At 34.6% G+C, this 25042-nt stretch carries 27 protein-coding genes; 22 read left to right on the top strand and 5 right to left on the bottom strand.

What is annotated here, in order from left to right; genetic code table 11:
* Positions 1 to 93: 93 nt before the first annotated feature.
* On the bottom strand, positions 94 to 1701 hold the full coding sequence (locus H3T47_RS07345) for an ABC transporter ATP-binding protein (RefSeq protein WP_199283035.1): 1608 nt from the start codon (positions 1699 to 1701) through the stop codon (positions 94 to 96).
* Positions 1702 to 1796: 95 nt separating this feature from the next.
* A complete protein-coding gene (locus H3T47_RS07350) occupies positions 1797 to 2624 on the bottom strand; it encodes a pyruvate, water dikinase regulatory protein (RefSeq protein WP_046327160.1) in 828 nt (275 codons plus the stop codon).
* A 177-nt stretch (positions 2625 to 2801) separates the two neighbouring features.
* Here H3T47_RS07350 and rpsU point away from each other — a divergent pair, with 177 nt between their 5' ends.
* From rpsU to rpoD, 10 genes are all read left to right on the top strand, one after another.
* Complete coding sequence (gene rpsU, locus H3T47_RS07355; RefSeq protein ID WP_009560161.1) at positions 2802 to 2978, top strand: 30S ribosomal protein S21; 177 nt, start codon at positions 2802 to 2804, stop codon at positions 2976 to 2978.
* Positions 2979 to 3118: 140 nt separating this feature from the next.
* Positions 3119 to 3562, top strand: a complete 444-nt coding sequence (locus H3T47_RS07360; RefSeq protein WP_187158963.1) for a GatB/YqeY domain-containing protein — start codon at positions 3119 to 3121, stop codon at positions 3560 to 3562.
* A gap of 24 nt (positions 3563 to 3586) precedes the next feature.
* Positions 3587 to 4543, top strand: coding sequence for a PhoH family protein (locus H3T47_RS07365; protein WP_038522748.1), 957 nt, complete (start codon positions 3587 to 3589; stop codon positions 4541 to 4543).
* Entirely contained in the window at positions 4543 to 5067 is a 525-nt protein-coding gene (gene ybeY / locus H3T47_RS07370; protein WP_199283036.1) for an rRNA maturation RNase YbeY, read from the top strand. The genes H3T47_RS07365 and ybeY overlap by 1 nt, the downstream gene beginning before the upstream one ends.
* The gene (gene era, locus H3T47_RS07375; protein ID WP_199283037.1) at positions 5067 to 5972 is read left to right on the top strand and encodes a GTPase Era; all 906 of its coding nucleotides are present in this window, start codon (positions 5067 to 5069) and stop codon (positions 5970 to 5972) included. Before ybeY ends, era begins: the two co-directional genes overlap by 1 nt.
* Positions 5973 to 6728 carry a DNA repair protein RecO gene (gene recO / locus H3T47_RS07380; RefSeq protein ID WP_199283038.1) on the top strand — a complete coding sequence of 252 codons (756 nt, stop codon included), beginning with the start codon at positions 5973 to 5975 and terminating at the stop codon, positions 6726 to 6728.
* Between the two features lie 242 nt (positions 6729 to 6970).
* A complete protein-coding gene (glyQ, locus tag H3T47_RS07385) occupies positions 6971 to 7888 on the top strand; it encodes a glycine--tRNA ligase subunit alpha (RefSeq protein ID WP_046327155.1) in 918 nt (305 codons plus the stop codon).
* The gene (gene glyS / locus H3T47_RS07390; RefSeq protein ID WP_199283039.1) at positions 7881 to 9947 is read left to right on the top strand and encodes a glycine--tRNA ligase subunit beta; all 2067 of its coding nucleotides are present in this window, start codon (positions 7881 to 7883) and stop codon (positions 9945 to 9947) included. Before glyQ ends, glyS begins: the two co-directional genes overlap by 8 nt.
* A 14-nt stretch (positions 9948 to 9961) precedes the next feature.
* Positions 9962 to 11770 (top strand): DNA primase, encoded by a 1809-nt coding sequence (gene dnaG, locus H3T47_RS07395; RefSeq protein ID WP_199283040.1) that lies wholly within the window; start codon positions 9962 to 9964, stop codon positions 11768 to 11770.
* Between the two features lie 13 nt (positions 11771 to 11783).
* A complete protein-coding gene (gene rpoD / locus H3T47_RS07400; RefSeq protein WP_038522729.1) occupies positions 11784 to 12905 on the top strand; it encodes an RNA polymerase sigma factor RpoD in 1122 nt (373 codons plus the stop codon).
* Positions 12906 to 12951: 46 nt separating this feature from the next.
* On the opposite strand, the gene H3T47_RS07405 is transcribed toward rpoD, so the two are convergent.
* Together H3T47_RS07405 and H3T47_RS07410 are read right to left on the bottom strand one after the other, a co-directional pair.
* Positions 12952 to 14184, bottom strand: a complete 1233-nt coding sequence (locus tag H3T47_RS07405) for a CPBP family intramembrane glutamic endopeptidase (protein ID WP_199283041.1) — start codon at positions 14182 to 14184, stop codon at positions 12952 to 12954.
* A gap of 12 nt (positions 14185 to 14196) precedes the next feature.
* Complete coding sequence (locus tag H3T47_RS07410) at positions 14197 to 14637, bottom strand: 8-oxo-dGTP diphosphatase (RefSeq protein WP_199283042.1); 441 nt, start codon at positions 14635 to 14637, stop codon at positions 14197 to 14199.
* A gap of 525 nt (positions 14638 to 15162) precedes the next feature.
* On the opposite strand from H3T47_RS07410, the gene H3T47_RS09375 reads away from it, so the two are divergent.
* From H3T47_RS09375 to H3T47_RS07470, 12 genes are all read left to right on the top strand, one after another.
* Positions 15163 to 15402: an ATP-binding cassette domain-containing protein gene (locus H3T47_RS09375; protein ID WP_046327150.1), complete on the top strand. Its 240-nt coding sequence runs from the start codon at positions 15163 to 15165 to the stop codon at positions 15400 to 15402.
* A 71-nt stretch (positions 15403 to 15473) separates the two neighbouring features.
* Positions 15474 to 16157, top strand: coding sequence for a class I SAM-dependent methyltransferase (locus tag H3T47_RS07420; protein WP_199283043.1), 684 nt, complete (start codon positions 15474 to 15476; stop codon positions 16155 to 16157).
* Positions 16150 to 16947, top strand: coding sequence for a Nif3-like dinuclear metal center hexameric protein (locus H3T47_RS07425; RefSeq protein WP_199283044.1), 798 nt, complete (start codon positions 16150 to 16152; stop codon positions 16945 to 16947). Before H3T47_RS07420 ends, H3T47_RS07425 begins: the two co-directional genes overlap by 8 nt.
* Before the next feature lie 13 nt (positions 16948 to 16960).
* Complete coding sequence (pepT, locus tag H3T47_RS07430) at positions 16961 to 18202, top strand: peptidase T (RefSeq protein WP_199283045.1); 1242 nt, start codon at positions 16961 to 16963, stop codon at positions 18200 to 18202.
* A 487-nt stretch (positions 18203 to 18689) separates the two neighbouring features.
* Entirely contained in the window at positions 18690 to 19043 is a 354-nt protein-coding gene (locus H3T47_RS07435) for a GntR family transcriptional regulator (RefSeq protein ID WP_187158974.1), read from the top strand.
* A gap of 9 nt (positions 19044 to 19052) precedes the next feature.
* A complete protein-coding gene (locus H3T47_RS07440; RefSeq protein ID WP_199283046.1) occupies positions 19053 to 19757 on the top strand; it encodes an ATP-binding cassette domain-containing protein in 705 nt (234 codons plus the stop codon).
* Positions 19757 to 20566 (top strand): hypothetical protein, encoded by an 810-nt coding sequence (locus H3T47_RS07445; RefSeq protein ID WP_199283047.1) that lies wholly within the window; start codon positions 19757 to 19759, stop codon positions 20564 to 20566. Before H3T47_RS07440 ends, H3T47_RS07445 begins: the two co-directional genes overlap by 1 nt.
* Positions 20567 to 20609: 43 nt before the next feature.
* The gene (locus tag H3T47_RS07450; RefSeq protein WP_199283048.1) at positions 20610 to 21437 is read left to right on the top strand and encodes a hypothetical protein; all 828 of its coding nucleotides are present in this window, start codon (positions 20610 to 20612) and stop codon (positions 21435 to 21437) included.
* A gap of 70 nt (positions 21438 to 21507) precedes the next feature.
* On the top strand, positions 21508 to 22347 hold the full coding sequence (locus H3T47_RS07455) for a hypothetical protein (protein WP_199283049.1): 840 nt from the start codon (positions 21508 to 21510) through the stop codon (positions 22345 to 22347).
* A gap of 149 nt (positions 22348 to 22496) precedes the next feature.
* Positions 22497 to 22862, top strand: a complete 366-nt coding sequence (locus H3T47_RS07460; protein ID WP_046332134.1) for a GntR family transcriptional regulator — start codon at positions 22497 to 22499, stop codon at positions 22860 to 22862.
* Positions 22862 to 23569: an ATP-binding cassette domain-containing protein gene (locus H3T47_RS07465; RefSeq protein ID WP_199283050.1), complete on the top strand. Its 708-nt coding sequence runs from the start codon at positions 22862 to 22864 to the stop codon at positions 23567 to 23569. The genes H3T47_RS07460 and H3T47_RS07465 overlap by 1 nt, the downstream gene beginning before the upstream one ends.
* Entirely contained in the window at positions 23569 to 24408 is an 840-nt protein-coding gene (locus H3T47_RS07470; RefSeq protein ID WP_199283051.1) for a hypothetical protein, read from the top strand. The genes H3T47_RS07465 and H3T47_RS07470 overlap by 1 nt, the downstream gene beginning before the upstream one ends.
* Positions 24409 to 24696: 288 nt before the next feature.
* Here H3T47_RS07470 and H3T47_RS07475 read toward each other — a convergent pair.
* Positions 24697 to 25042 (bottom strand): IS30 family transposase (locus tag H3T47_RS07475; protein ID WP_199283052.1); only part of this gene is annotated, 346 nt, incomplete at its 5' end.

Below are 25042 nucleotides of genomic sequence, written 5' to 3' on the forward strand. Positions count from 1 at the left end.
TTACTCCATTTTATTTTGCCTAGTAGTTTACTGCAATTGATGAGCTTAAAATTATTAAACTTAGTAAATAATTAACTTAAATCTGTTTCTTTATCATAAAGCATACTGATCAAGTTCTATTACTTTATCAAATTTTTTAGCAAATGCAGGTTGCACATTGTGTTCAATATCAATCACTGTGCCCGGGAAATTGAGAATCAAGTCAAAGACTTGACCGTAGCTTTCTTTATCTAAACCAGATAATGCTTCATCAACCAGTAATAACTTTTTATTGCGCAGAAGCAATCTGGCCAATTCTAACTTTCTCTTTTCTCCTCCAGATAAGGCATTGGCACCTTCACCAAGCCTCATATTCAATGCATTCTCATTAGCAAATTTGGTTAATCCAACTTCATGTAAAACTTGTAAAATTGAAGCAGTCGGATAATTTTGACCAAGACACAAGTTAAAAAGCAGGGTACCGGTAAAAATGGTAGTTTCTTGGGCTAAGACACCGATATTGTCATAAATTGGTTTAGCATATAACTCCTTGCTGTATTTAATTGTTCCACCCAATAATTTGAGCTCGTTCAACATTGTTTTTACTATCGTTGTTTTACCGATGCCGGATCTACCAGAAATTAAAATTTTTTCACCACTACTGGCACTAAAAGAAAGATTATGGATAATAGCTTTATCATAACCAAATGAGCCATCATCAATTTTAAGTACCGTCTTATCTGTAAATTTTTGGGGCTCGATATTGTTAATTGGTTTTTCTTTGGTAGAAATAATTTTTTGGCATGAATCAATTAATGGGCGACTTGAAAGTAACTGGTTAGTGAATTGAATAGAACTAATTATGGGACTTGTAACCCTGTCTGCTGCTAAATATAAGGACATTAACGCACCAGCGGTCAATTGACCAATGCTGACAAAGTAAACGCCCAAACCCAAAGAAAGAATGGTAGATAATGAATAGAGCAAGTTAGAAACAAACCGTGAATGCTCCTTGTCCGCATCCATTTGATAATATTTATTTTCCGAGTCATTTAAGAGATTGTTCAGCTTATCTTTAAAGATTAACAAGCTTTCAAATCTTTTGATGGTATAGAAGCCGTTAAAGTATTCAGTGGTGTGCAGTGAGTAGCGCTGGTATGACTTGTTCCACCGGTCAGTTGATTTGCTCAGCCATTTTTTAAAAACAAAGGGAACTACTGCTGGTATAAATCCTAATATTAAATAGGTTAGACCTAATATAGGATTAATCTTAATTACAAAGAATAAAGTGATTACTGCTTGCTCGATGCAGTAGATCAACATTATTACTGAATCAATAATCTGGTTCTCAAATTGTTTGATCGTGACATTGATAAAATTCAAAATTTTACTTGACTGTAGTTGCGGATGGTTATTGTAGCTGGCTACTGCCTGGCTACGCAACCATTTGTTAATAATTTTCCTGATATTCAGGCTCAATAAGCGCCAAATCCAAAAAGAAGTGTTAACTAAAACAAAGCACAGTAAAAACACCACTAATAAGATAAAAGAAGTGGAAAATTCTTTTTTACTGATGTTGTCCATTAATTTACCAATTAAGATTGGGCTAATAATGCCATCTAAGGCAGTGATCCCGCCAAAAATAGCGATTAAGATCAGCCTGAACGCAACCATTTTTTTGATTGATTTATTTTCTTGTTGAATTTCCTGTTTGTTTGTCATTATTTTGCCTCAACCGACTGCAACTTCTTAATTTTTTAATATTAAATTAATTATATGGAAGTTAAATAATGAAAACAATACATATAAAGAAAAAATTAACTTTGAACACCTAGATGATTCATAATAATTGCTGCAGTTTCCTCAATCGAGCGGTGAGCAACGTTTATTACAAAACAGCCAAGTTGATCATAAAGCTTTTGGGCCGAATCCAATTCTTTTTTAATCGCATCAACATTGGAATAGGAAGTATCGGGATTTAGACCATAAGAAATCATTCTTTCACGCCTGATTTCATTTAATACTGAAATATCATTTGTCAGACCAATAATTTTTTTAGGGTCAATTTGATAAATTTCTTTAGGAATATGGGTGTCTGGTACCAAAGGTAAATTAGCTACTTTTAAATTTTTGTTTGCTAAAAAAAGCGATAAGGGAGTTTTGGAAGTTCTCGAAACTCCTAAAAGTACCACATCAGCCTCTAAAAAGCCCTTAGGATCTTTACCGTCATCATACATGACCGCAAATTCCATTGCAGAAATGCGATCAAAGTACTTTTGGTTCATTTTATGCTGGGCACCAATTCTTTGTTGCGGCTTAAGACCAGTCAATTCCTGGATGGATTCAATTGCTGGTGATAGAATATCCACGCTTTTAACTTGGTGCTCTCTTACAAAACGAATAACCGGAATCTGCATTTCATCCTTGACCAAGCTGTAAATAATTAATAGATTAGGGTATTTTATAATTTCCGCAAAAGTTTCTTCTAATTTTTCTTTATTAATTATAAAAGGATATCTGCGATAATTAATTTGCGCATCAGGAAATTGAGCAGCGGCGGCTACAGCATTGTTAAAGGCGGTATCTCCAGCAGAATCTGAAATTATAATAATGTTAACTTCTTTTTTTGGTGTTTCTTCAGCCATAGTATGCTCCTTTTTTTCTTTAATTATACAATTTAACCAAAATCATTTACAGATTAACTTTTTCCTGAATGATTTTTTAAAAAATATTGTACGTTTGTATTGACCGATTGTTGATGTTTGATATAATTTAGTTAAATGTATGACGGTAACGTCAAGAAATGGAAGGAGGGATCACATATGGCCAAGACAGTCGTTCACGAAAACGAGTCTATTGATGATGCTCTTCGTCGTTTTAAACGTTCCGTTTCTAGAAGTGGTACTTTACAGGAATACCGCAAGCGCGAGTTTTATGAAAAACCTAGCGTTCGTAGGAAACTAAAATCCGAAGCAGCTCGCAAACGTAGACATTATTAATTTATAAGCGACTTTTATCGTTGAGATAGGAGTCGTTTTTATTTTGTCCAATTAATTGATTTTAATGTTTTATTTAATTTAAACTCACTCTCAAATTTGATATAATTTAGCTAGATTTTGTTGAGAAAGAAGGAATTTTTTTGAGTCTGTCTGAACAAATAATGTCAGATATGAAAGAAGCAATGAAAGCACGTGACAAAGTTAAATTGAATACCGTGCGCATGATTAAATCTGCATTAATGAATGAAAAAATTAAAGCAGGTCATGATCTGACTCCTGAAGAAGAACTAACAGTTTTAAGCCGTGAAAAGAAGCAACGAGAAGAATCGATTGAAGAATTTGCCAAGGCAAACAGAAACGATCTAGTTGCTGAAACTAAGCAAGAGCTTGCAATTGTTGAGGATTATTTACCTAAGCAGCTTTCAAAGGAAGAACTTAATGAAGCAGCGGCTTCAGCGATTGCTGAAGTTAACGCTCATGATAAGTCAGATTTTGGCAAAGTAATGAAAGTTTTAATGCCTAAAATTAAGGGCAAAGCTGATGGAAAAGCAGCTTCGGCCGCAGTGCGTGATCAGCTAAGTTAAGCGCAAGAAAAGGAGCAGAGTTATTTGGCCCAAACCAATTTTATACCTACAAATCCTGAGAATATCCAAAAATTAGTTGGTATTAATGATAACAATTTAAATCTTTTGTCAACCGGCTATAATGCCAGTGTTGTTGACACCGGTAATAGTATTGCTATTCAAGGTGAAGACGGCAACATTAAAAAAATTTCAGCTGTTTTAAAAGCTCTTGATAATGTCGTTAATGCAAATATTAATATCGGTCCTGCCGATGTTGTAAGTGCAATGAAAATGGCAGATAAGGGAACAACAGAATATTTTCCTGACTTGTACAAAAAGATTTTAATTCGGGATGCTAAAGGCAAACCGATTAGAGTTAAAAACATGGGACAGAAAAGATATGTTGAAGCAATTGAAAAAAATGATGTGGTATTTGGTATTGGTCCTGCTGGTACCGGTAAAACATTCATAGCGGTAGTCTGCGCAGTTGCTGCTTTTAAAAAAGGTGAAGTTTCTAGGATAATTTTAACTCGCCCTGCTGTTGAAGCCGGGGAATCCTTGGGCTTTTTACCCGGTGATTTAAAAGAGAAAGTTGATCCTTATTTAAGGCCTATTTATGATTCGCTCTATGCCATACTGGGAACTAACACTACTGACCATCTAATGGAACGTGGTGTAATTGAAGTTGCTCCTCTAGCATATATGCGGGGACGTACTTTAGATGATGCTTTTGTTATCTTAGATGAAGCGCAAAATACCACTGATGCTCAGATGAAAATGTTTTTGACCAGACTTGGTTTTAATTCCAAAATGATTGTTAATGGCGATATGACGCAAGTTGACCTGCCAGGAAGACAGCGTAGCGGCCTAATTGATGCCGAACGTATTCTGAAAAAGATTGAGCAGATTAAGTTTATTTGGTTCTCAGCAAATGATGTTGTGCGTCACCCTGTAGTTGCCAAAATTATTAACGCGTATGAAAAGGAAGAAAAGCAGAATTAATGGCCCCGATTGATATTACCTATAATGATGAAGTTGGTTTTTTAACAAACCAGGAGCGTGATTGGAAAGACTGGATCTTTGAGCTGTTATTACTTGCTAAAGATAAGATTAATAAGAAAAATAATCTGGAATTGAGCATTAATTTCGTTGATGAAAAGCATAGTAATGAAATTAATAAAAAATATCGCGGTAAAGATAGACCTACTGATGTTATTTCTTTTGCAATTGAAGATGGTGAGGAACTAATTGATTTTAGTTCCTTTGAATCCGATCCTGATTTTTATGAAGATATAGGAGATTTGTTCATGTGTCCAGACGTAATTGAGCGTCATAGCAAAGAATATGGCACCGGTTGGGATCGTGAATTTGGCTATACCTTAGTACATGGCTTTTTGCACCTCAATGGTTTTGACCATATTGAACCTAATGAAGCAAAAGAAATGTTTAAAATTCAGGGTCAGGTATTAGAAGAATATGGCTTGCCCCTATATTCGAACCAACTTGATGAAGGTAGAGGAAAATAATGGTTGAAAATAACAATAAATCTGGTTTTGTGGCATTATTAGGTCGACCTAATGTTGGTAAATCCACTTTAATGAATTATTTGGTTGGTCAAAAAGTTGCTATAACATCTAATAAACCACAAACTACACGTAATAAAATTTCAGGAATTTTGACTACTGACGATATGCAAGCAGTTTTTGTCGATACTCCAGGAATTTTTAAGCCCCACCTAAATTTAGATGAATACATGGATAAAGCCAGCTTGTCTAGCTTAAAAGATGTTGACCTCATTTTGTTCATGGTAGAACCTGAAGAAATGGGTAAAGGTGATGCTTACATAGCAGATATGCTCAAGGATGTTAAAGTACCAGTTATACTTCTTATTAATAAAGTAGACCAAGTAAATCCTAATGAACTATTACCAATTATTGATCAATACCGCAATTTGAATATTTTTAAAGAATTTCTCCCTGTTTCGGCAACTCAGGGTGTCGGCATTAGCGACTTAATGCAAGTATTGCATCAATATTTGCCAGAAGGACCAAAGTACTTTGGTTCTGATCAAATAACAGATCGTCCAGAATATTTCATGGTTGCTGAGTTAATTCGCGAACAAATTTTAAAATTAACTGCAGAAGAAGTACCACACGCAGCAGCGGTTTGGGTTGAACAAATGAATAAGCACGAGAATAATAAACTTCAAATTGAGGCTACTATTTATGTCGAAAAAAGTGGTCAAAAGGGGATTATTATCGGCAAAGGCGGCAAAATGCTCAAACAGATCGGTATTAATTCACGACGTCAAATTGAAGATTTATTGGGTGAGAAGGTCAATCTGCACTTATGGGTTAAAGTCCAACGTAATTGGCGTTCAGACCCGCAATTTTTAAGGCGAATTGGCTACAATCCAAAGGATTTTACGTAAATGGTGCGTGAGCTAAAGGAAGTAGAAGGCATAATTTTTAAGAGACAAAAATATCATGATGCTGACCTGTTAGCAAAAATCATAACAGAAAAAAATGGTATATTTACTATGCTTGCACATGGTGCTCTTAAGCCGAAGTCTAAATTAGGAGCTGCATTACTAAATTTTTCTTATGGAACTTATGTCGTATACTTTTCTGGGCATGGATTAAGTACTTTAAGAACTTATAAAAATGTTAAGCAGTTTGAGGGGCTGTACGATGATCTGATTAAAAACGCTTATGCTTCCTTTATTTTAGATTTGGTTGACCACGCTTTTATGGAATATCAAAATTTGGGTAAGTATTATGATTTGACCAAATTCGCATTGCAAAAAATTGCAAGTGGTACCGATCCTGAAATGATTACCCAAATAGTCCAGATGCAGCTTTTAGCAGCATTTGGAGTTGAACCTGAATTGCGGCACTGTGTTATTTGCGGTCAAGATCAAGGAGAGTTTGATTACTCAATTAAAAATGGCGGTATTTTGTGTGAAAAACATTTTTATACTGATCCAGGTCGCATGCACTTAAAACCGAAAGAAGTTGCTGTTTTAAGGACAATATTTTTGCTACCATTTGAACGCTTAGGCAGCATTAAAATTAATAGCTCTACTAAAAAGGCGACACGAAAAGCAATTGACCGTATCTATCAAGATACAATTGACATTAATCTTAAAACTAAAAAATTTTTAGATGAATTGAAATTAATGGACTAAGCCTTTAGGTTGCATGCTTTTTATGATAAAATAATAATGTATTTTGGCAATGATGAGGATAAAAAAGTACTAGATAAGCGAGTGCTGCATAGTGTAAGAGCACCTAGGAAAAGGCACCTCTAGCTAAATGAATTAAGAGCAGGAATTATTTCCTGAATTAGGGTGGAACCGCGACTGAATCTCGTCCCTATGCATGTTTTGCATAGGCTTTTTTTATGGTCTAATGCAGGAAGGAAATATAAATGGCAAATAAAAAATTAACTATTCAAGATATGATTTTTAAGTTGGAAAAGTTTTGGTCCTCAAAGGGCTGTATGGTAATGCCTTCTTATGATGTTGAAAAAGGCGCTGGTACTATGAGTCCCTATACCTTTTTACGTGCTGTTGGACCAGAACCCTGGGCTGCTTGTTATGTTGAGCCTTCACGTCGGCCCGCTGATGGTAGGTATGGCGACAACCCTAATAGATTATTCCAACACCATCAATTTCAAGTAGTCATCAAACCTGCTCCTGAAGACATTCAACAATATTACCTTGATAGCCTAAAAGAGCTAGGAATTAATCCGCTTGAACACGATATTCGCTTTGTAGAAGATAATTGGGAAAATCCTTCTATGGGCTGTGCCGGTGTTGGTTGGGAAGTTTGGCTTGATGGCATGGAGGTCAGTCAATTTACTTATTTCCAAGTCGTGGGTGAACTTGATGTTAAACCAACAATGAGTGAAATTACCTATGGTGTAGAACGGCTTGCTTCATACATTCAAGACGTTAATTCTGTCTTTGACTTGGAGTGGGGAGACGGAGTCTTATATCGCGATATTTTTAAAGAAGCAGAATATGAGAATTCGAAATATGCTTTTGAAGAATCTAATCAAAAAGATTTATTGCAGTTTTTTGACGTTTACGAAAGAACTGCGAAAGAATTAATTGGATTAAATTTAGTTCAGCCAGCGTATGACTATATCCTGAAATGTTCTCATACTTTTAACTTACTTGATGCCAGAGGTGCAGTTTCTGTTACCGAACGGGCTGGTTATTTAGCCAGAATTAGAAATTTGGCTCATGAAGTAGCAGTGTGCTTTGTAGAGGAACGTGAAAAAAGGGGATTTCCGTTATTGAAGAACGCAGAAGATAAGAAGGCGGGATTAGAAAATGGCTAAAGATTATTTATTTGAAATCGGCACAGAGGAAATGCCGGCACACGTTGTTGAACGTAGTGTTAAGCAACTAGCGGACAGAACGCAGAAGTTTCTTAAAGAAAATGGCTTAAAATTTAAATGTGTTAAGACTTTTTCGACGCCCCGCAGATTGACCATCTTAGTGGAAGAATTAGCTGAAAAACAAGATGATATTGATGAAATTAAAAAAGGCCCCGCTAAAAAAATAGCTCTTGATCAAGATAAAAACTGGACTAAGGCTGCACAAGGCTTTGCCCGTGGTCAAGGGATGACAACAGATGACATTTACTTTGAAGAATTAAAAGGTACCGAATATGCTTATGTTCATGTGCAGAAAGAAGGTAAAAAAACCAGTTCTATTCTTTTGGGGATGAGCGAAATTGTTAAAGCAATGACTTTTCCTACAAAAATGCGCTGGGATTCAAACGACTTTGAATTTGTGCGTCCTATTCACTGGCTTGTGTCATTATTTGGCAACGAAGTAGTGCCTGTAAAAATTCTTGATATTACTGCTGGTCGTAAAACTGAGGGTCACCGCTTTCTCGGAGATAGTGTTGTTCTAGCTAACAGTTCCGATTATGAAGATGCTTTAAAAGATCAATTTGTAATTGTAGACGCTACTAAACGTCGTAATATGATCGTAGACCAAATGAATAAGCTGGTTAAAAAGAACAACTGGCAAATTAAACCAGACAAGAGCTTACTTGAAGAAGTAACGAATTTAGTCGAATACCCGACTGTCTTTGCAGGATCGTTTGCTAAAAATTATTTGCAAATGCCGCAAGAAGTTCTAATTACTTCTATGAAAGACAACCAGCGTTACTTTGAAGTTTATGATCAAAATGGTGAATTGATTAATCACTTTATCTCTGTCCGCAACGGTAATAAAGACTATTTGGAAAATGTGGTTTCGGGCAATGAGAAAGTTTTAGTTGCTCGCCTAGATGATGCCCAATTCTTTTATGATGAGGATCGTAAATACCCACTCAGTCATTTTGTACAAAAGTTAGATAACGTTTCATTCCACGATAAAATCGGCTCCATGTCTGAGAAAATGAAGCGAGTACAAATTATTGGTGATTATTTGGCAAATAAGTGGAACTTAGATGCTCAAACGATTAAGGATTTTGACCGCGCTAGCCAGCTGTATAAATTTGACCTTGTCACCCAAATGGTGGGTGAATTTGCTGAGCTTCAAGGTGTGATGGGTAAGCATTATGCTAAGCTCGCCGGTGAAAAAGATGATGTGGCTGAGGCAATAGAAGAACACTATATGCCTACTACTTCAGAAGGAAAATTACCTGCAACTACCGTTGGCTCATTATTATCAATCGCCGATAAATTAGATACAATTATTACCTTCTTTGCAGCAGGAATGATCCCGAGCTCCTCAAATGATCCTTATGCACTGCGGCGCTATGCTTATGGTATTGTCCGAATTTTATTAGAGCAAAAATGGTCATTGTCGTTTAACGAAGTCTTACCGGAAATCGTATCCGCTTTGGAAAAGAAAACTCCTGCCAAATTGCCTAAGACAGCCGAACAAGAAGAACAAATTTCATCATTTATTCGGGATCGGATTAACCAATATTTACAGAAAAATAATTATAAATATGATATTATTGATGCCGTTTTGGCTTCAAGCCAGCAAGATCCTATTCAAATCCTCGCTGCAGCAAAAGTTTTGCAATTGCATCATGATGATGATAAATTCAAACCAGTAGTTGAAAGCTTGACTAGAATCAATAATATTTTAAAGAAAGCCAAATACAAAGGTCAAAATGAGGTCAAAAGTGACTTGTTTGATAACGAAACAGAAACTGAACTGGCTAATGGGGTTAAGAAACTAAGCAAAGTCAATGACCTTGCAGCACTTTATGATGGTTTTGTTAAATTGCAACCCGTAATTGACTTATATTTTGATACTAATATGATTATGGCTAAGGACGAAGCAGTTAAAAATAATCGTTTGGCACAGTTGAATAGCGTGGCACAATTAGCCAATCGTCTTGGTGATTTAAGCAAGCTAGTTATTAAATAAAAGTAGGTGGCAATATGGCTGGTCTGATTCCCGAGGAAACAATTGCCAAAGTACGTAATAACGTCAATATAGTTAATGTTATAAGCCAATATGTTTCACTCGAAAAAAAGGGTAAAGATTATGTTGGACTTTGTCCATTTCATCAAGAAAAAACTCCTTCTTTTACAGTGAATGAAGGTAAACAATTCTTTAAGTGTTTTGGTTGTGGCAAAGGGGGAAATGTGTTTTCCTTCCTCATGTACAAGGAAAATTTAACGTTCCCGGAAAGTGTCCAAAAGGTTGCCGACTTTGCTCATATTGATATTGGAGAATACACTCAAAAGAGACCTCGTTTTTCCAATATTTTGATCAAAATAAATGAAGAAGCTGCTGATTTTTATCATCGGGTCCTAGTTTCGACTAATGCGGGAAAGCGCGGTCTGGAATATGCGCAAAGCCGCGATTTGAATAACGAAATTATCAATCACTTTAGGATTGGCTATGCGCCTAAGCAAGATAACTTGTTATTAACATATCTACGGGGACATAATTATCAAGACGAAGATTTGCTTAATACTGGGTTGTTTGTCCAGTCGCAAGCTGGAGAATTATTCGATCGCTTTAGAGACAGGCTGATGTTTCCTCTCTGTAATGAAGGGGACTATGTTGTCGGTTTTTCGGGAAGACGTCTTTCAACAGATAAAACTGAAGCTAAATATATCAACAGTCCAGAAACAAAGATATTTACTAAGTCTAAGACACTTTTCCATTTTGCAGAAGCTAAAAAAGCGGCTCGTAGTGAAAAGCATTTGATTTTATACGAAGGATATATGGATGTCATTGCGGCTTATAAAGCCGGTATTAAATCAGGTATTGCCTCAATGGGAACCAGCCTGACTGACCAGCAAATATATATGTTACGCAGGATTACCAATAATATAATTATTAATTATGACGGGGATGATCCTGGCATCCATGCTGAAGAACGTGCTGCTAAGATGTTTAATCAAGTTGGCGGCTTTAATTTAGGGATTGTGGTTTTACCTGAAAAACTGGACCCGGATGAGTATGTTAAAAAATATGGTATCGAGAAATACCAAGATGAAATTAAGGGTGCACTAACCCCAACGGATTTCTTCCTTAAAAGACTGGCACAAAAATATAATTTAGCTAACGATCGCGAAAAATTAGCATATCTTGATGAAGCAACCAAAGAAATTGCACAATTGTCAAATCCAGTTGAACAAGATTTGTATTTAAACAAAATAGCTAAAGAACAAAGTGTTTCAATAGATTCGCTTAAGGTTAATTTGACAAAGTATCGTAGGCAGCAAAATACGGCAAAGAGACATCAGGGTAATCCTGTTCCGCTGGAACCTGAACCAATTAATGATTATCATGATGCTCCAATTGAAGATGAACAAACTAGTACAATAAATGACCCAGTTCAAACGCGCTTATTATACTTATTCATTCATTCTGATCATGCACGAGAATATCTTTTAGCACATCAATTTTTATTTCCTGATCCAAATTATCAAAAATTAGCGGAATTATGGTTAAATTTTAGTGAAAATCAAGAAAATCCGACAGTTAATAGTTTTTTAGATTTTATTCCTAACGAACTTCAAGGTATAATAATAAATGCTGAAATGACGGACATGCCTCAGGATTTTTCAGACCGCGAAATTGATGAGCAAATTAATGCTTTAAACATGCGAAAAATTAAAGTGCAGCTCCAACAACTGATGGGTGATTTACAAGACGCGAAACGTAAAGCAGATAATGATGAAATAATAAGTATTACTCGTAAAATTTTGCAGTTAAAGAGAATTCAGGGTTAAAGGGGGGCTTATTGTGGCAGAGAATAAAAAGACTGAGAACAACGAGCAATTATCTTTAGATAAGATGGTCAAAAAAGTTGTTAAAGAAGTTAAAAAAGATAAATCAATTACCGAAGATGAATTTGTTGATCGATTGATTAAGCCTTATAAACTCCAAGGAAAGGCAGTCGACCAACTCGTTCAGGAATTCGAAGATAACGGGATTAGTATCGTTGATGAAAAGGGCAATCCTTCTAGTTTAGCTTTGAAGAAACAAAAAGATGTTGAAAAAGCTGAATTAAAGGATATGTCTGCTCCTTCGAGCGTTAGAATGAATGATCCTGTCAGAATGTATCTTAAAGAAATTGGTAGGGTACCATTACTAAATGCTGATCAGGAAATTTCTTTGGCAAAAAGGATTGAAAAAGGTGACGAAGAAGCTAAACAAGAATTAGCTGAAGCTAACTTGCGTTTGGTAGTTTCGATTGCAAAACGTTATGTTGGTCGTGGCATGTCATTTTTAGACCTAATCCAAGAAGGCAACATGGGACTGATGAAAGCCGTAGACAAGTTTGATTACAGTTTAGGTTTCAAATTTTCAACCTATGCCACTTGGTGGATTAGGCAAGCAATTACACGTGCTATTGCCGACCAAGCCAGAACTATTAGAATTCCAGTTCACATGGTTGAAACTATCAATAAGTTAATTAGGATTCAAAGACAACTATTGCAGGATTTAGGACGCGAACCAACTCCAGAAGAAATTGGAGCCGAAATGGATATGCCTACTGCTAAAGTTCGCGACATTTTGAAAATTGCTCAAGAACCAGTCTCTTTGGAAACTCCTATTGGAGAAGAAGATGACTCTCATTTAGGTGACTTTATCAAAGATAAAGATGCAACTAGTCCTGAACAACATGCTTCTTATGAAATGCTCAAAGAACAATTAGAAGAAGTTCTTGATACTTTAACTGATCGCGAGGAGAATGTTTTGAGGTTACGCTTTGGCTTAGATGATGGTCGCACTAGAACTCTAGAAGAAGTTGGAAAAGTATTTGGAGTTACAAGAGAGCGAATTCGTCAGATTGAAGCAAAGGCTTTGCGTAAATTACGTCATCCAAGTAGATCAAATCAACTACGTGATTTCTTAGATTAAATAGCTAAACAAAAAGACAAGATTTCAAAAAATCTTGTCTTTTTTATTATTTAAAGTTTAAGCCGTAAACTCCATAATTATCAGCTAATCCCCATTGCTCCATGTTGTATTCAACAACATTTTTGCGTTTACCTGACAATAAGAAAAATGAAAAAGCCAGATAAGCTAAGGTTGTTAAGATCAAATACTGCCATTCAAAAACAGTGGGGTTAGTCATGGTCGTGGTACCGGAAGCTAGGAAAGCTAGAATATCAAAAACTGCATGATAGCCCATATTTATGAAAAAAGACCCAGTATAAAGATAAATTGCTGCAAAAGTAATACCAGCTACACTTGCATTAATCATTTGTAAAATTGTGGCCGGTATTGGCTGCTCTATCAGGTTAACAATATGAAGTGCTCCAAAGATTAAACCATCTAATACAACCGCCCATAAGATTTGATGTTGCGCATTTTTAAAAGTTTTAAGTAAAATGCTTAAAACACAAAAACGCATCAACCATTCTTCAGCTATACCAGCTGCTATGCCTTCGCAAATGAACTTTGTTATATGCTTCGTAGTGATCTGAAAATCCCAGCTCGTGAGCAGTTGTCCCCAGTTATCTGCCACATTAAAAGCATTAAACAAGCAGTCAATAATAATAAATAGAGCGATAAAACCCAGAACTGCATATTTAGCTCTTGAACTCAATCTCAAGCCGGGAGTTTGATAGCCCCATTTATTCATGACAACTACTGAAGTGATGACAAAGCAAATTGCCCCGGTAATTTCAGTTTTATTAAGCATTTGTAGCCAAGAAGGGTAGCTATACATAGTCAACATTTCTAAAATAGCAACTATCAGACTTGAGAATAATAATAAAGTTATGATTTGCCCAATCACACTACTTATCTTTCCCCAGGCCAGTTCTGCCATAGGAACTAGCATAACTAGTTCGTACATAGTAAGTGGAATTAATAACCAGATAAGGTTCTTAGTATTTAAAACTTTGATAAAACTTGCTCCGATTGTGAGAAGTACTAAAAAACATATTTGGATGTTAGCAGCTTGAAAATAATGATTAAATTGGACTAATTTTCGTGCAGGATGTTTTTCGTGTAGGAGTGTTAGTTGTAGAAGTATTAGTACAAACAAAACTGGCAGAACTACCATTGCCCCAATTTTACTTTTGGCCAGAGGTTTGATTTTAAAAAATAGCACAAGCGCCACAATGATCAGAATTTCTTGGACTATTATTTGTCCTAGATGCCAGCGCTTAATTGCTTGTTCAGAAAGCATTTCAAATTCTCCTTAGAATAATTCATCTCGCTGACCGTCTAATATATGTTCACCAATTTCTTCATTAAAATACACCAGTAAGTCGCGGTCAAAATTATAAGCTAACCTATGTTGCAAAAGTTTTTCCTCAGTCATCCAGGTCAATTCGCCTTCCCTTGAGGCTTTGACTGTACCGGTAAATTCAGTCGCTATGTAAAAAAGAACTAGATAACGGTGATCGTTTTCATCATAGAATTGCTTAATACCACATAGACGCGGGTTCTTAATATCTAAATTTGTTTCTTCCTTAACTTCTCGCACCACTGAGTCATGAAAAGATTCATGATCTTCAACATGGCCTCCTGGAAAAGTAAGTCCTGGCCAATAGGGGTCATTGCGATCCAAAACTAAGATATTATTGTTTTTTTTAATCATACACATATTCGTTAAAGTAACTGGTTCAGTTCTATCCATTAAGTAAAAAATCTCTTTCTTTTAAATCTTATTATCAATTATAAAATAGCGATTTAGAAAGAAAAAGAAAATTTTTCTCACTTTTTTGCCAGCAAATTTAAATTAGATCAGAAATTTTGTGGCTTTTATTAATTTGTTTCATTATACTTGTAATACTATTTTAAGTTTTAGGAGGATAACATGGCTCTCAAATATGCAAAGAAATGGAAACTTTTTCTTTTTCTATTTATTTCAATTCTTTATTCATTTCAATCAGTATTTTTAGCTTATCTTTTAAAAGTATTCATCTCCTTTGCTCAAAAGCCTACGGGAAACTTGCCCGGATTAACTATATTCGCTATTACATGAACTCTTTGCTTTAATCAATCAACAACCGTTTATATTAAATGATACGATTGAATACAATATTACTTTAGGGCAAAAGGTTACCCAACAAGAGCTGAATAAGGCGGTTTCTAAAGCTGGCCTAGAAGAACTGGTCAGAAAAAAAGGTATGGGTATCAAGTTGGTCTTGGAGGTAAAAATTTGTCAGGAGGGCAAAATCAGCGCATAGAAATTGCCCGCGCGCTGCTTAAGCGAAGACAAATTTTGTTAGCAGACGAAGCTACTTCCTCATTGGACACAAAATTGTCTCAAAAAATCCACGCCGCTTTCTTAAAAGAATTTCCCGGAACAGTGATTGAAGTTGCTCATCACATAGCTAAAGACGAGGTAAGCATGTTTGACCGCCAGATTGATTTAGAAACTAATAATAAGAGTAACTAAATTCGTTATTTTATTTTTATCTTATAAAAAGCATTATGCTAAAATTCTATTATAAAGAAAGTAGGATAAAGATGAATTTACGATTAAGTACTTTAGCACAAATGGTTGATCAAGGAGCCCGAATTGCTGACATCGGAACAGATCACGCTTATTTACCAATCCAATTAGTAAAAGATGGTAAAGTTGATTATGCTATTGCCAGTGACGTAGCAGCCGGTCCCTTACAAAATGCGGAAAAAGATATCGTTGCGGCCGGCTTAAAAGACAAAATTGAAACCCGTCTGGGATCCGGTCTTGAAACAGTTAGCGCCAAAGACAGAATTGATACAGTGTTAATTGCTGGTATGGGTGGTAAATTAATGACCAATATTTTAGATAAAGCTTGGTCAGAAAATTTTCATTTTGCGACTTTAATTTTGGAACCTAATGTAGGCGAACCTGGTGTGCGTGAATGGCTTTCAACACATAAGTATCAAATTATTGATGAAAAAATTATCGCTGAAGCCGGGCATATATATGAGCTGATCAAGGCACAAGAGGTAGAAAGTACTATCAGGTTAACTGACCGGCAAATATTTTTTGGCCCAGAAATTTTAAAAGAAAAAAATCAGGTTTTTTATCAAAAATGGCAGGATCAATTAGCCTATCATCAAAGGCTGCTGTCTAATTTAAATAAAGCCCAAGAAAAAGATAGGATACATATCAGGCAAATTGAAGATGAAATAAAAATGATTGAAGGGGAGTTAAATGACTAAAGTTAAAGATGTAGTAGCCGTTTTAAAAAAGCATTTTCCTGAAGAAATTGCCAGCAAGGGTGATCCAGTTGGTATTCAAATAGGTTCTCTTGAGCAGAATGTCACTAAAATATTGACCACCTTAGATGTTAGACCCCAAGTAGTAGACGAGGCAGTGCAAAATGGAGTTGACTTAATTATCAGTCATCATCCGCTAATGTTCCGACCGGCGCCAAATCTGAATTTTGCAAATCCGCAATATGCCATGTATGGCAAAATTATTGCTCATGGAATAACAGTCTATTCTATTCACACTAATTCAGATAAAGCAGAAGATGGCTCTAGTGATTGGCAGGCCGAAGAATTAGGCTTAAAAGACATTGAACCTTTTTTTCCTGATGAAGATGGCATTGCAATTGGACGCAAAGGCAGATTGCCGCAACCATTGTCTGCTCAAGACTTTGCCTATTATGTTAAAGACAAGATGCAGGTAAAAATGGTAAGATTAATTACTGCTGATAATAAGCAAACTATTTCATCTGTTTGTTTTATTTGCGGCGATGGCGGTAAATACTGGCCTGAAGCTGTAGCAGAAAAAATTGATGCTTTTATTACTGGCGATGTTTATTACCATACAGGCCATGATATGATTTCAGCGGGTTTAACAGTCGTTGATCCGGGACACTATACTGAAAAGATTTTTAAAGAAAAAATTTACCAGAAATTAGTGCGGTGGAATGAAGAAAATTCATGGGATGTCCAAGTCGCAGAATCAAAAGTTTCAACCAATCCATTTCAAGATTTATTTTAGGTAAGGAGAAAAAATGGAATATCCAAATTTATTGCCCAGATTTTTAAAATATGTCAAAGTCAATTCACGCTCAGATGAACATTCAGATCGTTTCCCTTCAACTGAACGCCAAGAAGTCTTTCAAAAAGAAGTAATTCTACCTGACCTAGAAAAATTAGGCTTATCTGATGTGCATTATAATCAGAAATCAGGCTGTGTTATTGCCGAAATTCCAGCTAATGTAGATTATGATGTTCCTGTAATGGGACTTTTAGCACACTGTGATACCGCAGACTTTAATGCCGAAAATGTTAAGCCGCAAGTTCATGAAAATTATGACGGCAAATCTAAAATTCAATTAGGCGACTCTAATTTTTATTTGGATCCGGCCGAGTTTCCCAACTTAAAGAAATATGCGGGACAGACTATCATTACAGCATCTGGTGACACTTTGCTGGGCGGGGATGACAAATGTGGAGTAGCAGAATTAGTTACTGTAGCAGAATATTTGTTAAACCACCCAGAAATCAAACACGGCAAGATTCGGTTTGGTTTTACTCCTGATGAAGAAATCGGTATGGGTGCTCAGCATTTTGATATCGAAGAATTTGGTGCTGATTTTGCTTTCACAGTCGATGGCGGGGCTCCAGGTAAGTTAGATTGGGGCACTTTTTCTGCTGCTACTTTCACGCTTGATATTCAAGGAGTAAATGTGCATCCTTCAGTGGCTAAAGATCAGATGATCAATGCTATCCAGGTTGGTATTAACTTCCAAAATCAACTTCCGCAAAACGAAGTTCCTGAAAAGACGGCTGGAAGAGAGGGCTTTTATCACCTGACCAACTTTACCGGTACAGTAGACAACGCCCAAATGGAATACATCGTGCGCGACTTTGAGAGAGATGGTCTTGAAGATCGTAAAAATAAAGTCAGAGCTATTGTCAATCAAATGAATAAGGATTTCGGCACAGAAAGAATTAAGCTTAACATGAGAGATCAATATTACAATATGGCTGATATTCTTAAAGATCACATGGAAATTGTTAATTTAGCGAGAAAAGCATATCAAGCTGAAGGCTTAACCATCAATGAAGACCCCGTAAGGGGAGGGACAGATGGTTCACTTCTGACTTATAGAGGTTTACCTTGTCCGGATCTGTTCTCTGGTCAAGAAAACATGCACGGACGCTTCGAGTACACAGTACTGGAATCCATGTCAAAAGCTGTAGATGTCATGATAAAAATGGTGCAAATGAATGCTGCTGATAACAAGTAGTGAAACAAAACTGACTATTTATAACTCACATAATTAAAAATAAATAAAGGGCTAAAAGTTGCTGTAATAAAGTTAATTAAGCTATCAAAAAGTTAGTAAAATTATGCACAACTAATACAAAGACAAGAAAAAGCGTATAAATCATTGTCAAAAATGGTTTTATCCGCTTTTTTTGCTTTTTTAAGATTTTTTGGACGTATCGTGGAACACTTAAATAATTCTAAGATTTTTTGTAAAGATACACTTGCCATTATCATTTACTTATTTTTTATATTAGTGTATTATCAAAGTATATCACTAATAAAAATTTTTGGGGAAAGATGAGTGAAAATGAAAAATATTATTATCTTACAACTGAATAAAGTTAGTACTTATGCTGGCTATTTAATTTTTCGCAGAAAAAGATTTTAAACAATTAATTGCATAAACTTTAATTTTATTGTAATATTATAGTGTATTATATATGTAATACAGTTAGAGGGAAAATATGAAGTTTAAAGATGATAGGCCGATATATGTTCAAATCCAAGAAGATTTATGTCGCCAAATAATTACCGGAAAACTTAAACCCAGTCAGAAAATTCCCTCTGTCCGTAATTTAGCAACTCACCTAATGGTCAACGTGAACACTATTCAAAAAGCGCTCAAACAAATGACTACATCAGGGCTTTTAATTACTAAAAGAGGAGAGGGTAATTTTGTGACTAATGATAAAAAATTACTGGAAAAAATTAAAAAAGACATTATCAAATCTGAACAAAGTAAATTTGTGCATAATATGAAAGCCCTAGGGGTTTCAACGATACAGCTTAATTTAATTTTAACTGAACACTTAAAGTAGGAGTTAAAAATGGAAAATCTATTGGAAATAAGAGATCTAACTTACAAGAAAAATTTAAAAACAATTTTGGATAATATCAATTTAAATTTACAACCAGGAAAAATTGTAGCCCTTCTAGGTGAGAATGGTGCTGGGAAGACAACTTTAATGCGCATTATCAGCGGTATGGCTAAAAATTACCGCGGAACAGTTACTATTTCAGGTGAGAATATGATTGCAGAAAGAAAAGCACATTTGTCCTTTACTGATGGATTAACGGGTTTTGCTAATTCAACGAAAATCAAAGAAATCGTCAAATTTTATAAGATCATCTATCAAGACTTTGATCAAAATCAATTTGAACAGTTGCGTCAGTTTATGAAATTAGATTCAGAAATGCGTTTATCTGAGATGTCTAAAGGAATGAGAGAAAAGTTAATCATTGCACTGGCATTTTCACGCAAAGCTGACCTTTATTTATTAGATGAGCCCTTTTCAGGGATAGATGCCATGGCGCGCAAAAAAATAATTAATTCGATCATTTTATGGAAACCGGAAAATTCAACGATTCTTGTTTCAGATCATTTTGTCAACGAAATAGCCAGTATGCTTGATGAAATCGTCATTATTAAAGACAAAACCATTTACACGCACAAATCAACCGAGGAGATCCGCGAACATCATAAAAGTGTTGAAGATTATTATGAAGGTTTATACGATGCGGAGGAGGAATAATGAACGTTTTCAATCATTTGTTTGAAAAGTTACTGCAGAAAAAAAACAAAAATGTTTATCTTTTAGTTATTCTGCAATTCATTAGTTCTCTAGTTTCAGCATTCTTTACTTATTTTAGTTTTTATTCTGGCAGATTTCACTTTAATTCGCAAGATAATCTCGAGTTTTTACCAGGATGGATGGCACTATTTGCATCATTAACTTTCTTGTTCGGACCGATTTTATTCATTTTAACCGTAGTTGAAAATGAACGGTTAAATAGAAATCAAACATGGCGTTTAGCACCAATCAGTGATGGCAAGTTTTATGTTGCCAATATCTTAAGTTCATTTGTTTCACTTGTTTATTTTGTGCTCTTAGATGTGTTAATTGCAATTTGTTTTTTATTTTTATCAATATTTACTAATACTAAATTTGGCAAAAATTTACAGATTAAAGTTGATTTAAACAGTACTGCAGTTCTTAGTTTTATTGGCATTATATTACTGCTAATTCTTACTTGCCTTTTTCTTTACTTTTTGGTTAGTTTTCTTAACTTTTCCAGTCAAGCAATTTTAGACTTTTTACCACATGCATCAAGTCATATTCTAATTTCTTTTGTACGCATATTTATAATTATCGTCTTAGTGGGATTACTAGTAAGGCTCTATAGTGTCTTTGCAAACTATATTATCAATATACTTTTACTAAGATCTACTGGTCTTGCGGGATTAGAATCCGTTGTATTTATGATGTTTATCATTGATTTAATAATACTTGGTATTAACGTCTTCTTAATCAATCATTTTTTTGAAGCAGGAGAGAAGTAAAACCTCATACTGTTTCCATGTTTTCATAGTAGAAGGGAAAAGCATGACTTCTTTTAAAAATTTATTTGGCAGATTCTTTGTAGAAAAAGCCAAGAATGTTTATTCATTTTTAATTATTCAAATAGTTGGTGCTTTAGCATTTTCTGTTTTTGGGCTACTTATTGGTACAGGTGAGTTCGGCGAATTTTTAAATCTATACTCCGAACTTTTACCTGATTGGCTTATGGGCTTTTGTCTATTGAGTGTCTTTTTTATCATTTTCTTTTTTATTTATATGGCTGTCAAAAATGAGCGGATTAATCGCAGTCAAACTTGGCGTTTATCTGCAATCACTGATGAAAAATTTTATATTGCTAATAGTTTAAGTTCGTTTATAACTTTTATCTATTTCATTTTTCTTAACATTATTGTTGCTGGCATCTTACTATTTGTTTCATTTTTTATGGATAAGGCTTTTCGTAATTCTTGCGAAAGAATGTTTAAGCAATTTAGACCAAATTTTGAACTAAATACAATTCGTTTAATTTTTGATATCATATTACTCCTACTTTTATGTTGCTTTTTCATTTCGTTATTGATCAGCTTTTTAAATTTTTCCAGTAAAGCCATCATGGATTATCTTCCCATAGCTTCAAGTGGGTTAATTGTCAAAATATTACATATTTTTATTGTTATCATAATAGCCTGGTTTTTTACCAAAGTAGAAAAAATTTTTGTCGATCAAGTTTTAGGCAGCCTTTTGAATTTTTTAAACTTAAATCCGGCTTATAACAACACTTTACCTTATCTTAATCTAATTATAGTAGTTGTTAATTTAATAGTGTTCGTCATTAATATTTTTTTATTTAAGCATTTCTTTGAAGCGAAGTAAAAAAATAGAGGCATAATACCAATTTTATATGTGTGACAATTTGTCATCGAGCAAAAATAAGGAGTTCAAAATGGCAGAATTTAGTAGGTTATTTAATAGACTATTTAAAATTAAAACAAAAAAATTACACGTATTACTTTTTTTCCAGATAATTGCGGCTCTCGCATGTGCCTTTTTTACTTATTATGAAGTGATCAATTGGCATATCCGCAAAAATCCCCAAAATAATGTTGGACTTTTACCAGAATGGGCATTATACTTTGTCATCTTGGCCTTTTTTGTTATCTTTTTTGTTTATTTTATTACACCATTACAAAGCGAGAAATTTAACCGCAGTCAAACCTGGCGCTTAGCTGCAATAAGTGATGGTCAATTTTATCTTGATAACGTATTGAGCACATTCGCGTCTTTCATTTACTTTATTGTACTTGAATTCGTTGCTGCAATAATGCTTCTATTTTTATCCTATTTGACCGACAAGCCTGATACGAACTTTTTTCGCGATTTATTAAAAAGTATTCAACGCAATCTTGACATCAATGTTTTCTGGATAATACTTGGTACGATTGTCTTAGCTATTTTAAGTTGTTTCTTTTTATATTTTGTTATCAGTTTCTTTAATTTTGCCAGCCGAGCAATATTAGATTTTGTCCCTGCAAACATTAATGGAGCAGTTGTGAAAGTATTACACATATTCATAATCTTCGGATTAATTTGGTTCTTCTTTAAAATCCAAAATATCTTTGTTTACAAAGTTCTTTTATCAGTTATTCATCCGACTAATTATGGATTTAATTTCTCTAGTAGTTTACCTTTTGCAATTTTGTCAACCACAATTTGCGATCTTATTTTGTTGGTCAGCAACGTTTTCTTATTTAATCATTTTTATGAAGCTAGTGAACGTAAATAGGTAGGCAAATAAGAAAAAATTACTTTTACAATTTTATAATTTCTCACAAAAAAGCAAGTTATTACAACAAATAAAAGGTTTGCGGAAAAAATCAATCTAGTTTATGATAGTGTATTATAGGTGTATTACGGCCAAAGGATGGTGGACTTGTGGAATTTAAAGATAACATTCCCATTTACTTACAAATTAAGCAATACCTATATCGACAAATAATTACCGGCAAATTGAAGCCAGGTAAAAAAATCCCTTCTGTACGTGAACTAGCAGTGCAACTCACTGTAAACGTCAATACGGTACAACGTGCTTTACAACAAATGAACTTTGAAGGCATTTTGTATACCAAGAGGGGAGAAGGTAATTTTGTCACTGAAGATACTACTTTACTTGAAAAAACGAAAAGGGAATTAATTGACGCTGAACTAGACAAATTTGTTCAGAGCATGAACTCTTTAGGGGTTTCTGATGAACAAATTCTCAAATCTTTAACTGAATATCTTAAAGAGGAGCGTAAATAATGGGCAATCCCTTAGAAATAACAGACTTAGTTTACAAAAAGAACCAGAAAAAAATTATTACTGACTTAAATTTAACCCTTAAACCAGGAAAAATTGTTGCTCTTTTAGGTGAAAACGGAGCGGGCAAAACTACTTTAATGCGAATAATTAGTGGCGTAGCTAAAAACTATCGAGGCACTGTTAAAGTTGCAGGTTTTGCCAAAGAAGCTGACAGAAAGGCACATCTTTCTTTTACTGATAGCCTGACAGGATTTGCTAATTCAACTAAAATCAATGATATCGTCAAATTTTACCAAATTTTATACCATGATTTTAGTCTAAAGCAATTTGAGCAGTTAAGAAAATTCATGAATTTAGATTCTGACATGCGCTTATCTGAAATGTCTAAAGGAATGAAAGAAAAGCTGATAATTGCTTTAACTTTTTCCAGAAAAACAGATTTATATCTTTTGGATGAACCCTTTTCCGGCATTGATGCTATGGCTCGCAAAAAAATTATTAAATCGATAATTTTATGGAAGCAAGAAAAATCCACTATTTTAGTTTCAGATCATTTCGTAAATGAAATCGCTGCGGTTTTGGATGAAGTTGTTATTATTAAAAATAAAACTGTTTGTATGCATAAGTCGACTGAAGCAATTAGAGCTGATAATCAAAGTGTAGAGGAATTTTATGAGAGTTTTTATCAAAGAGAAGAGGATGAATAATGGCTATTTTTAATCGCTATTTTACGGTGCTTTTCAGATTAAAAACCAAATGGATTTCTATTCTGTTAATTATCCAGACCGTAGCTTCATTTGCGATGTCTTTTTTCAATTTTAATAACGGCCATGTATACATTAATAGAACTATTTTTTCTAATTTCTTTACCTTATGGCTGACTATTTTTGTGGTATCAGCGTGGCTTTTTACCGGGATATTTTATTTAACCACCTGTTTTCAAAATGAACGTGTCAGTAAAAGTCAGACTTGGCGTTTAGTACCAATTGATGATAAAAAGCTGTATTTCGATAATATTTTAAGTTCGTTTGGTGCATTGCTTTTCTTTGTGATACTCGAAATAATTTGCACATTAATTTTAGGCGTTGTTACTTTTACTTTTGATAGTCAGTTTCATACTGTCATAATCGAAATGTTTACTGATATTGCAAGACACCTGCAATTAGTTGATCTAGAAATTATGTTTAACTTCTTTGGTGCAATTATGATGGCTATTCTTTGCGCATTTTTTGGTTACTTCATTATCAGTTTTTTAAACTACTCCAGTCGCGCACTTTTGGATTTTCTTCCCCAAGCACTCAGCAAAGCTTATTTTCGGGTAATTGCAGTTTTTGTGATTATTTTAGTTGCTTGGCTTGCAATCAAAGCAAATGACATTGGCCTACAAATAATTTCTTTCCCGTTTAGATTTATGATGGGGGAAACCACAGGAACAAATGATGATTTGGCTCTAGCTCTAATCTTAATGCTCGTAATCAATCTATTCTTTTGGCTCTTGGATACAATCCTCTTCAGTAAATTTTTTGAGGCAAGGGAAGGGAAATAAATTAAAATTTACATATTAAAAGACGCCAAAAAGTAATTTTTAGCGTCTTTTTAACGGCCAAAAAACCCATGAGACAAACAGCAAAAATACCAATGTGAATAAAAGACAAAATGCAATAAAAGTTATAGCAGCAATTTTCTCAGCTATTAAACTACGCAAAAGCAAGATAATTATTTATTTTCTTGCAACACCGAAAATAAAAAGCCTGCAATGAAATGAGACGCATTGCAGGCTAAACTTTATAAATAACTTTTTCGTAAATTGCAATAATAACTTGAACACTTTTGTTTAGGCTGTTTGATAGATGCGATCTAATTCTCTTTCAAAGATTTCATCTGGTGTATGATAAGCCAAGATCTTTCTTGGCAATGAATTGCACCAAGTTTCAATGTCAATGATTTGTTGGAGAGAGTAGTTATGAATATAGTCACCTTTAGGAATGAATCTGCGAATAAGGCCATTATGCCTCTCTACAGTGCCTTTATCACAAGAAGTATATGGATGAGCATAATAAACTAGTGATTTGGAAATATCTTCCAGCTGAGATAGATCCGCAAATTCAGAACCATTATCAGTCGTAATAGTTTTAAAGATATCGTTCCAATGCTCGCTGTATTGCTTGCGCAGACTTTTA

Origin of the sequence: Lactobacillus sp. W8093, from assembly GCF_016100925.1 — a bacterium.
In the GTDB taxonomy this organism is placed as follows: domain Bacteria; phylum Bacillota; class Bacilli; order Lactobacillales; family Lactobacillaceae; genus Lactobacillus; species Lactobacillus helsingborgensis.

Bases quoted from the DNA above. Each gene is read 5' to 3' on its own strand.
- H3T47_RS07345 (WP_199283035.1), bottom strand. From the start codon at position 1,701: ATGACAAACAAACAGGAAATTCAACAAGAAAATAAATCAATCAAAAAA.
- H3T47_RS07350 (WP_046327160.1), bottom strand. From the start codon at position 2,624: ATGGCTGAAGAAACACCAAAAAAAGAAGTTAACATTATTATAATTTCA.
- rpsU (WP_009560161.1), top strand. From the start codon at position 2,802: ATGGCCAAGACAGTCGTTCACGAAAACGAGTCTATTGATGATGCTCTT.
- ybeY (WP_199283036.1), top strand. From the start codon at position 4,543: ATGGCCCCGATTGATATTACCTATAATGATGAAGTTGGTTTTTTAACA.
- era (WP_199283037.1), top strand. From the start codon at position 5,067: ATGGTTGAAAATAACAATAAATCTGGTTTTGTGGCATTATTAGGTCGA.
- recO (WP_199283038.1), top strand. From the start codon at position 5,973: ATGGTGCGTGAGCTAAAGGAAGTAGAAGGCATAATTTTTAAGAGACAA.
- glyQ (WP_046327155.1), top strand. From the start codon at position 6,971: ATGGCAAATAAAAAATTAACTATTCAAGATATGATTTTTAAGTTGGAA.
- glyS (WP_199283039.1), top strand. From the start codon at position 7,881: ATGGCTAAAGATTATTTATTTGAAATCGGCACAGAGGAAATGCCGGCA.
- dnaG (WP_199283040.1), top strand. From the start codon at position 9,962: ATGGCTGGTCTGATTCCCGAGGAAACAATTGCCAAAGTACGTAATAAC.
- H3T47_RS07405 (WP_199283041.1), bottom strand. From the start codon at position 14,184: ATGCTTTCTGAACAAGCAATTAAGCGCTGGCATCTAGGACAAATAATA.
- H3T47_RS07410 (WP_199283042.1), bottom strand. From the start codon at position 14,637: ATGGATAGAACTGAACCAGTTACTTTAACGAATATGTGTATGATTAAA.
- H3T47_RS07420 (WP_199283043.1), top strand. From the start codon at position 15,474: ATGAATTTACGATTAAGTACTTTAGCACAAATGGTTGATCAAGGAGCC.
- H3T47_RS07425 (WP_199283044.1), top strand. From the start codon at position 16,150: ATGACTAAAGTTAAAGATGTAGTAGCCGTTTTAAAAAAGCATTTTCCT.
- pepT (WP_199283045.1), top strand. From the start codon at position 16,961: ATGGAATATCCAAATTTATTGCCCAGATTTTTAAAATATGTCAAAGTC.
- H3T47_RS07435 (WP_187158974.1), top strand. From the start codon at position 18,690: ATGAAGTTTAAAGATGATAGGCCGATATATGTTCAAATCCAAGAAGAT.
- H3T47_RS07440 (WP_199283046.1), top strand. From the start codon at position 19,053: ATGGAAAATCTATTGGAAATAAGAGATCTAACTTACAAGAAAAATTTA.
- H3T47_RS07445 (WP_199283047.1), top strand. From the start codon at position 19,757: ATGAACGTTTTCAATCATTTGTTTGAAAAGTTACTGCAGAAAAAAAAC.
- H3T47_RS07450 (WP_199283048.1), top strand. From the start codon at position 20,610: ATGACTTCTTTTAAAAATTTATTTGGCAGATTCTTTGTAGAAAAAGCC.
- H3T47_RS07455 (WP_199283049.1), top strand. From the start codon at position 21,508: ATGGCAGAATTTAGTAGGTTATTTAATAGACTATTTAAAATTAAAACA.
- H3T47_RS07465 (WP_199283050.1), top strand. From the start codon at position 22,862: ATGGGCAATCCCTTAGAAATAACAGACTTAGTTTACAAAAAGAACCAG.
- H3T47_RS07470 (WP_199283051.1), top strand. From the start codon at position 23,569: ATGGCTATTTTTAATCGCTATTTTACGGTGCTTTTCAGATTAAAAACC.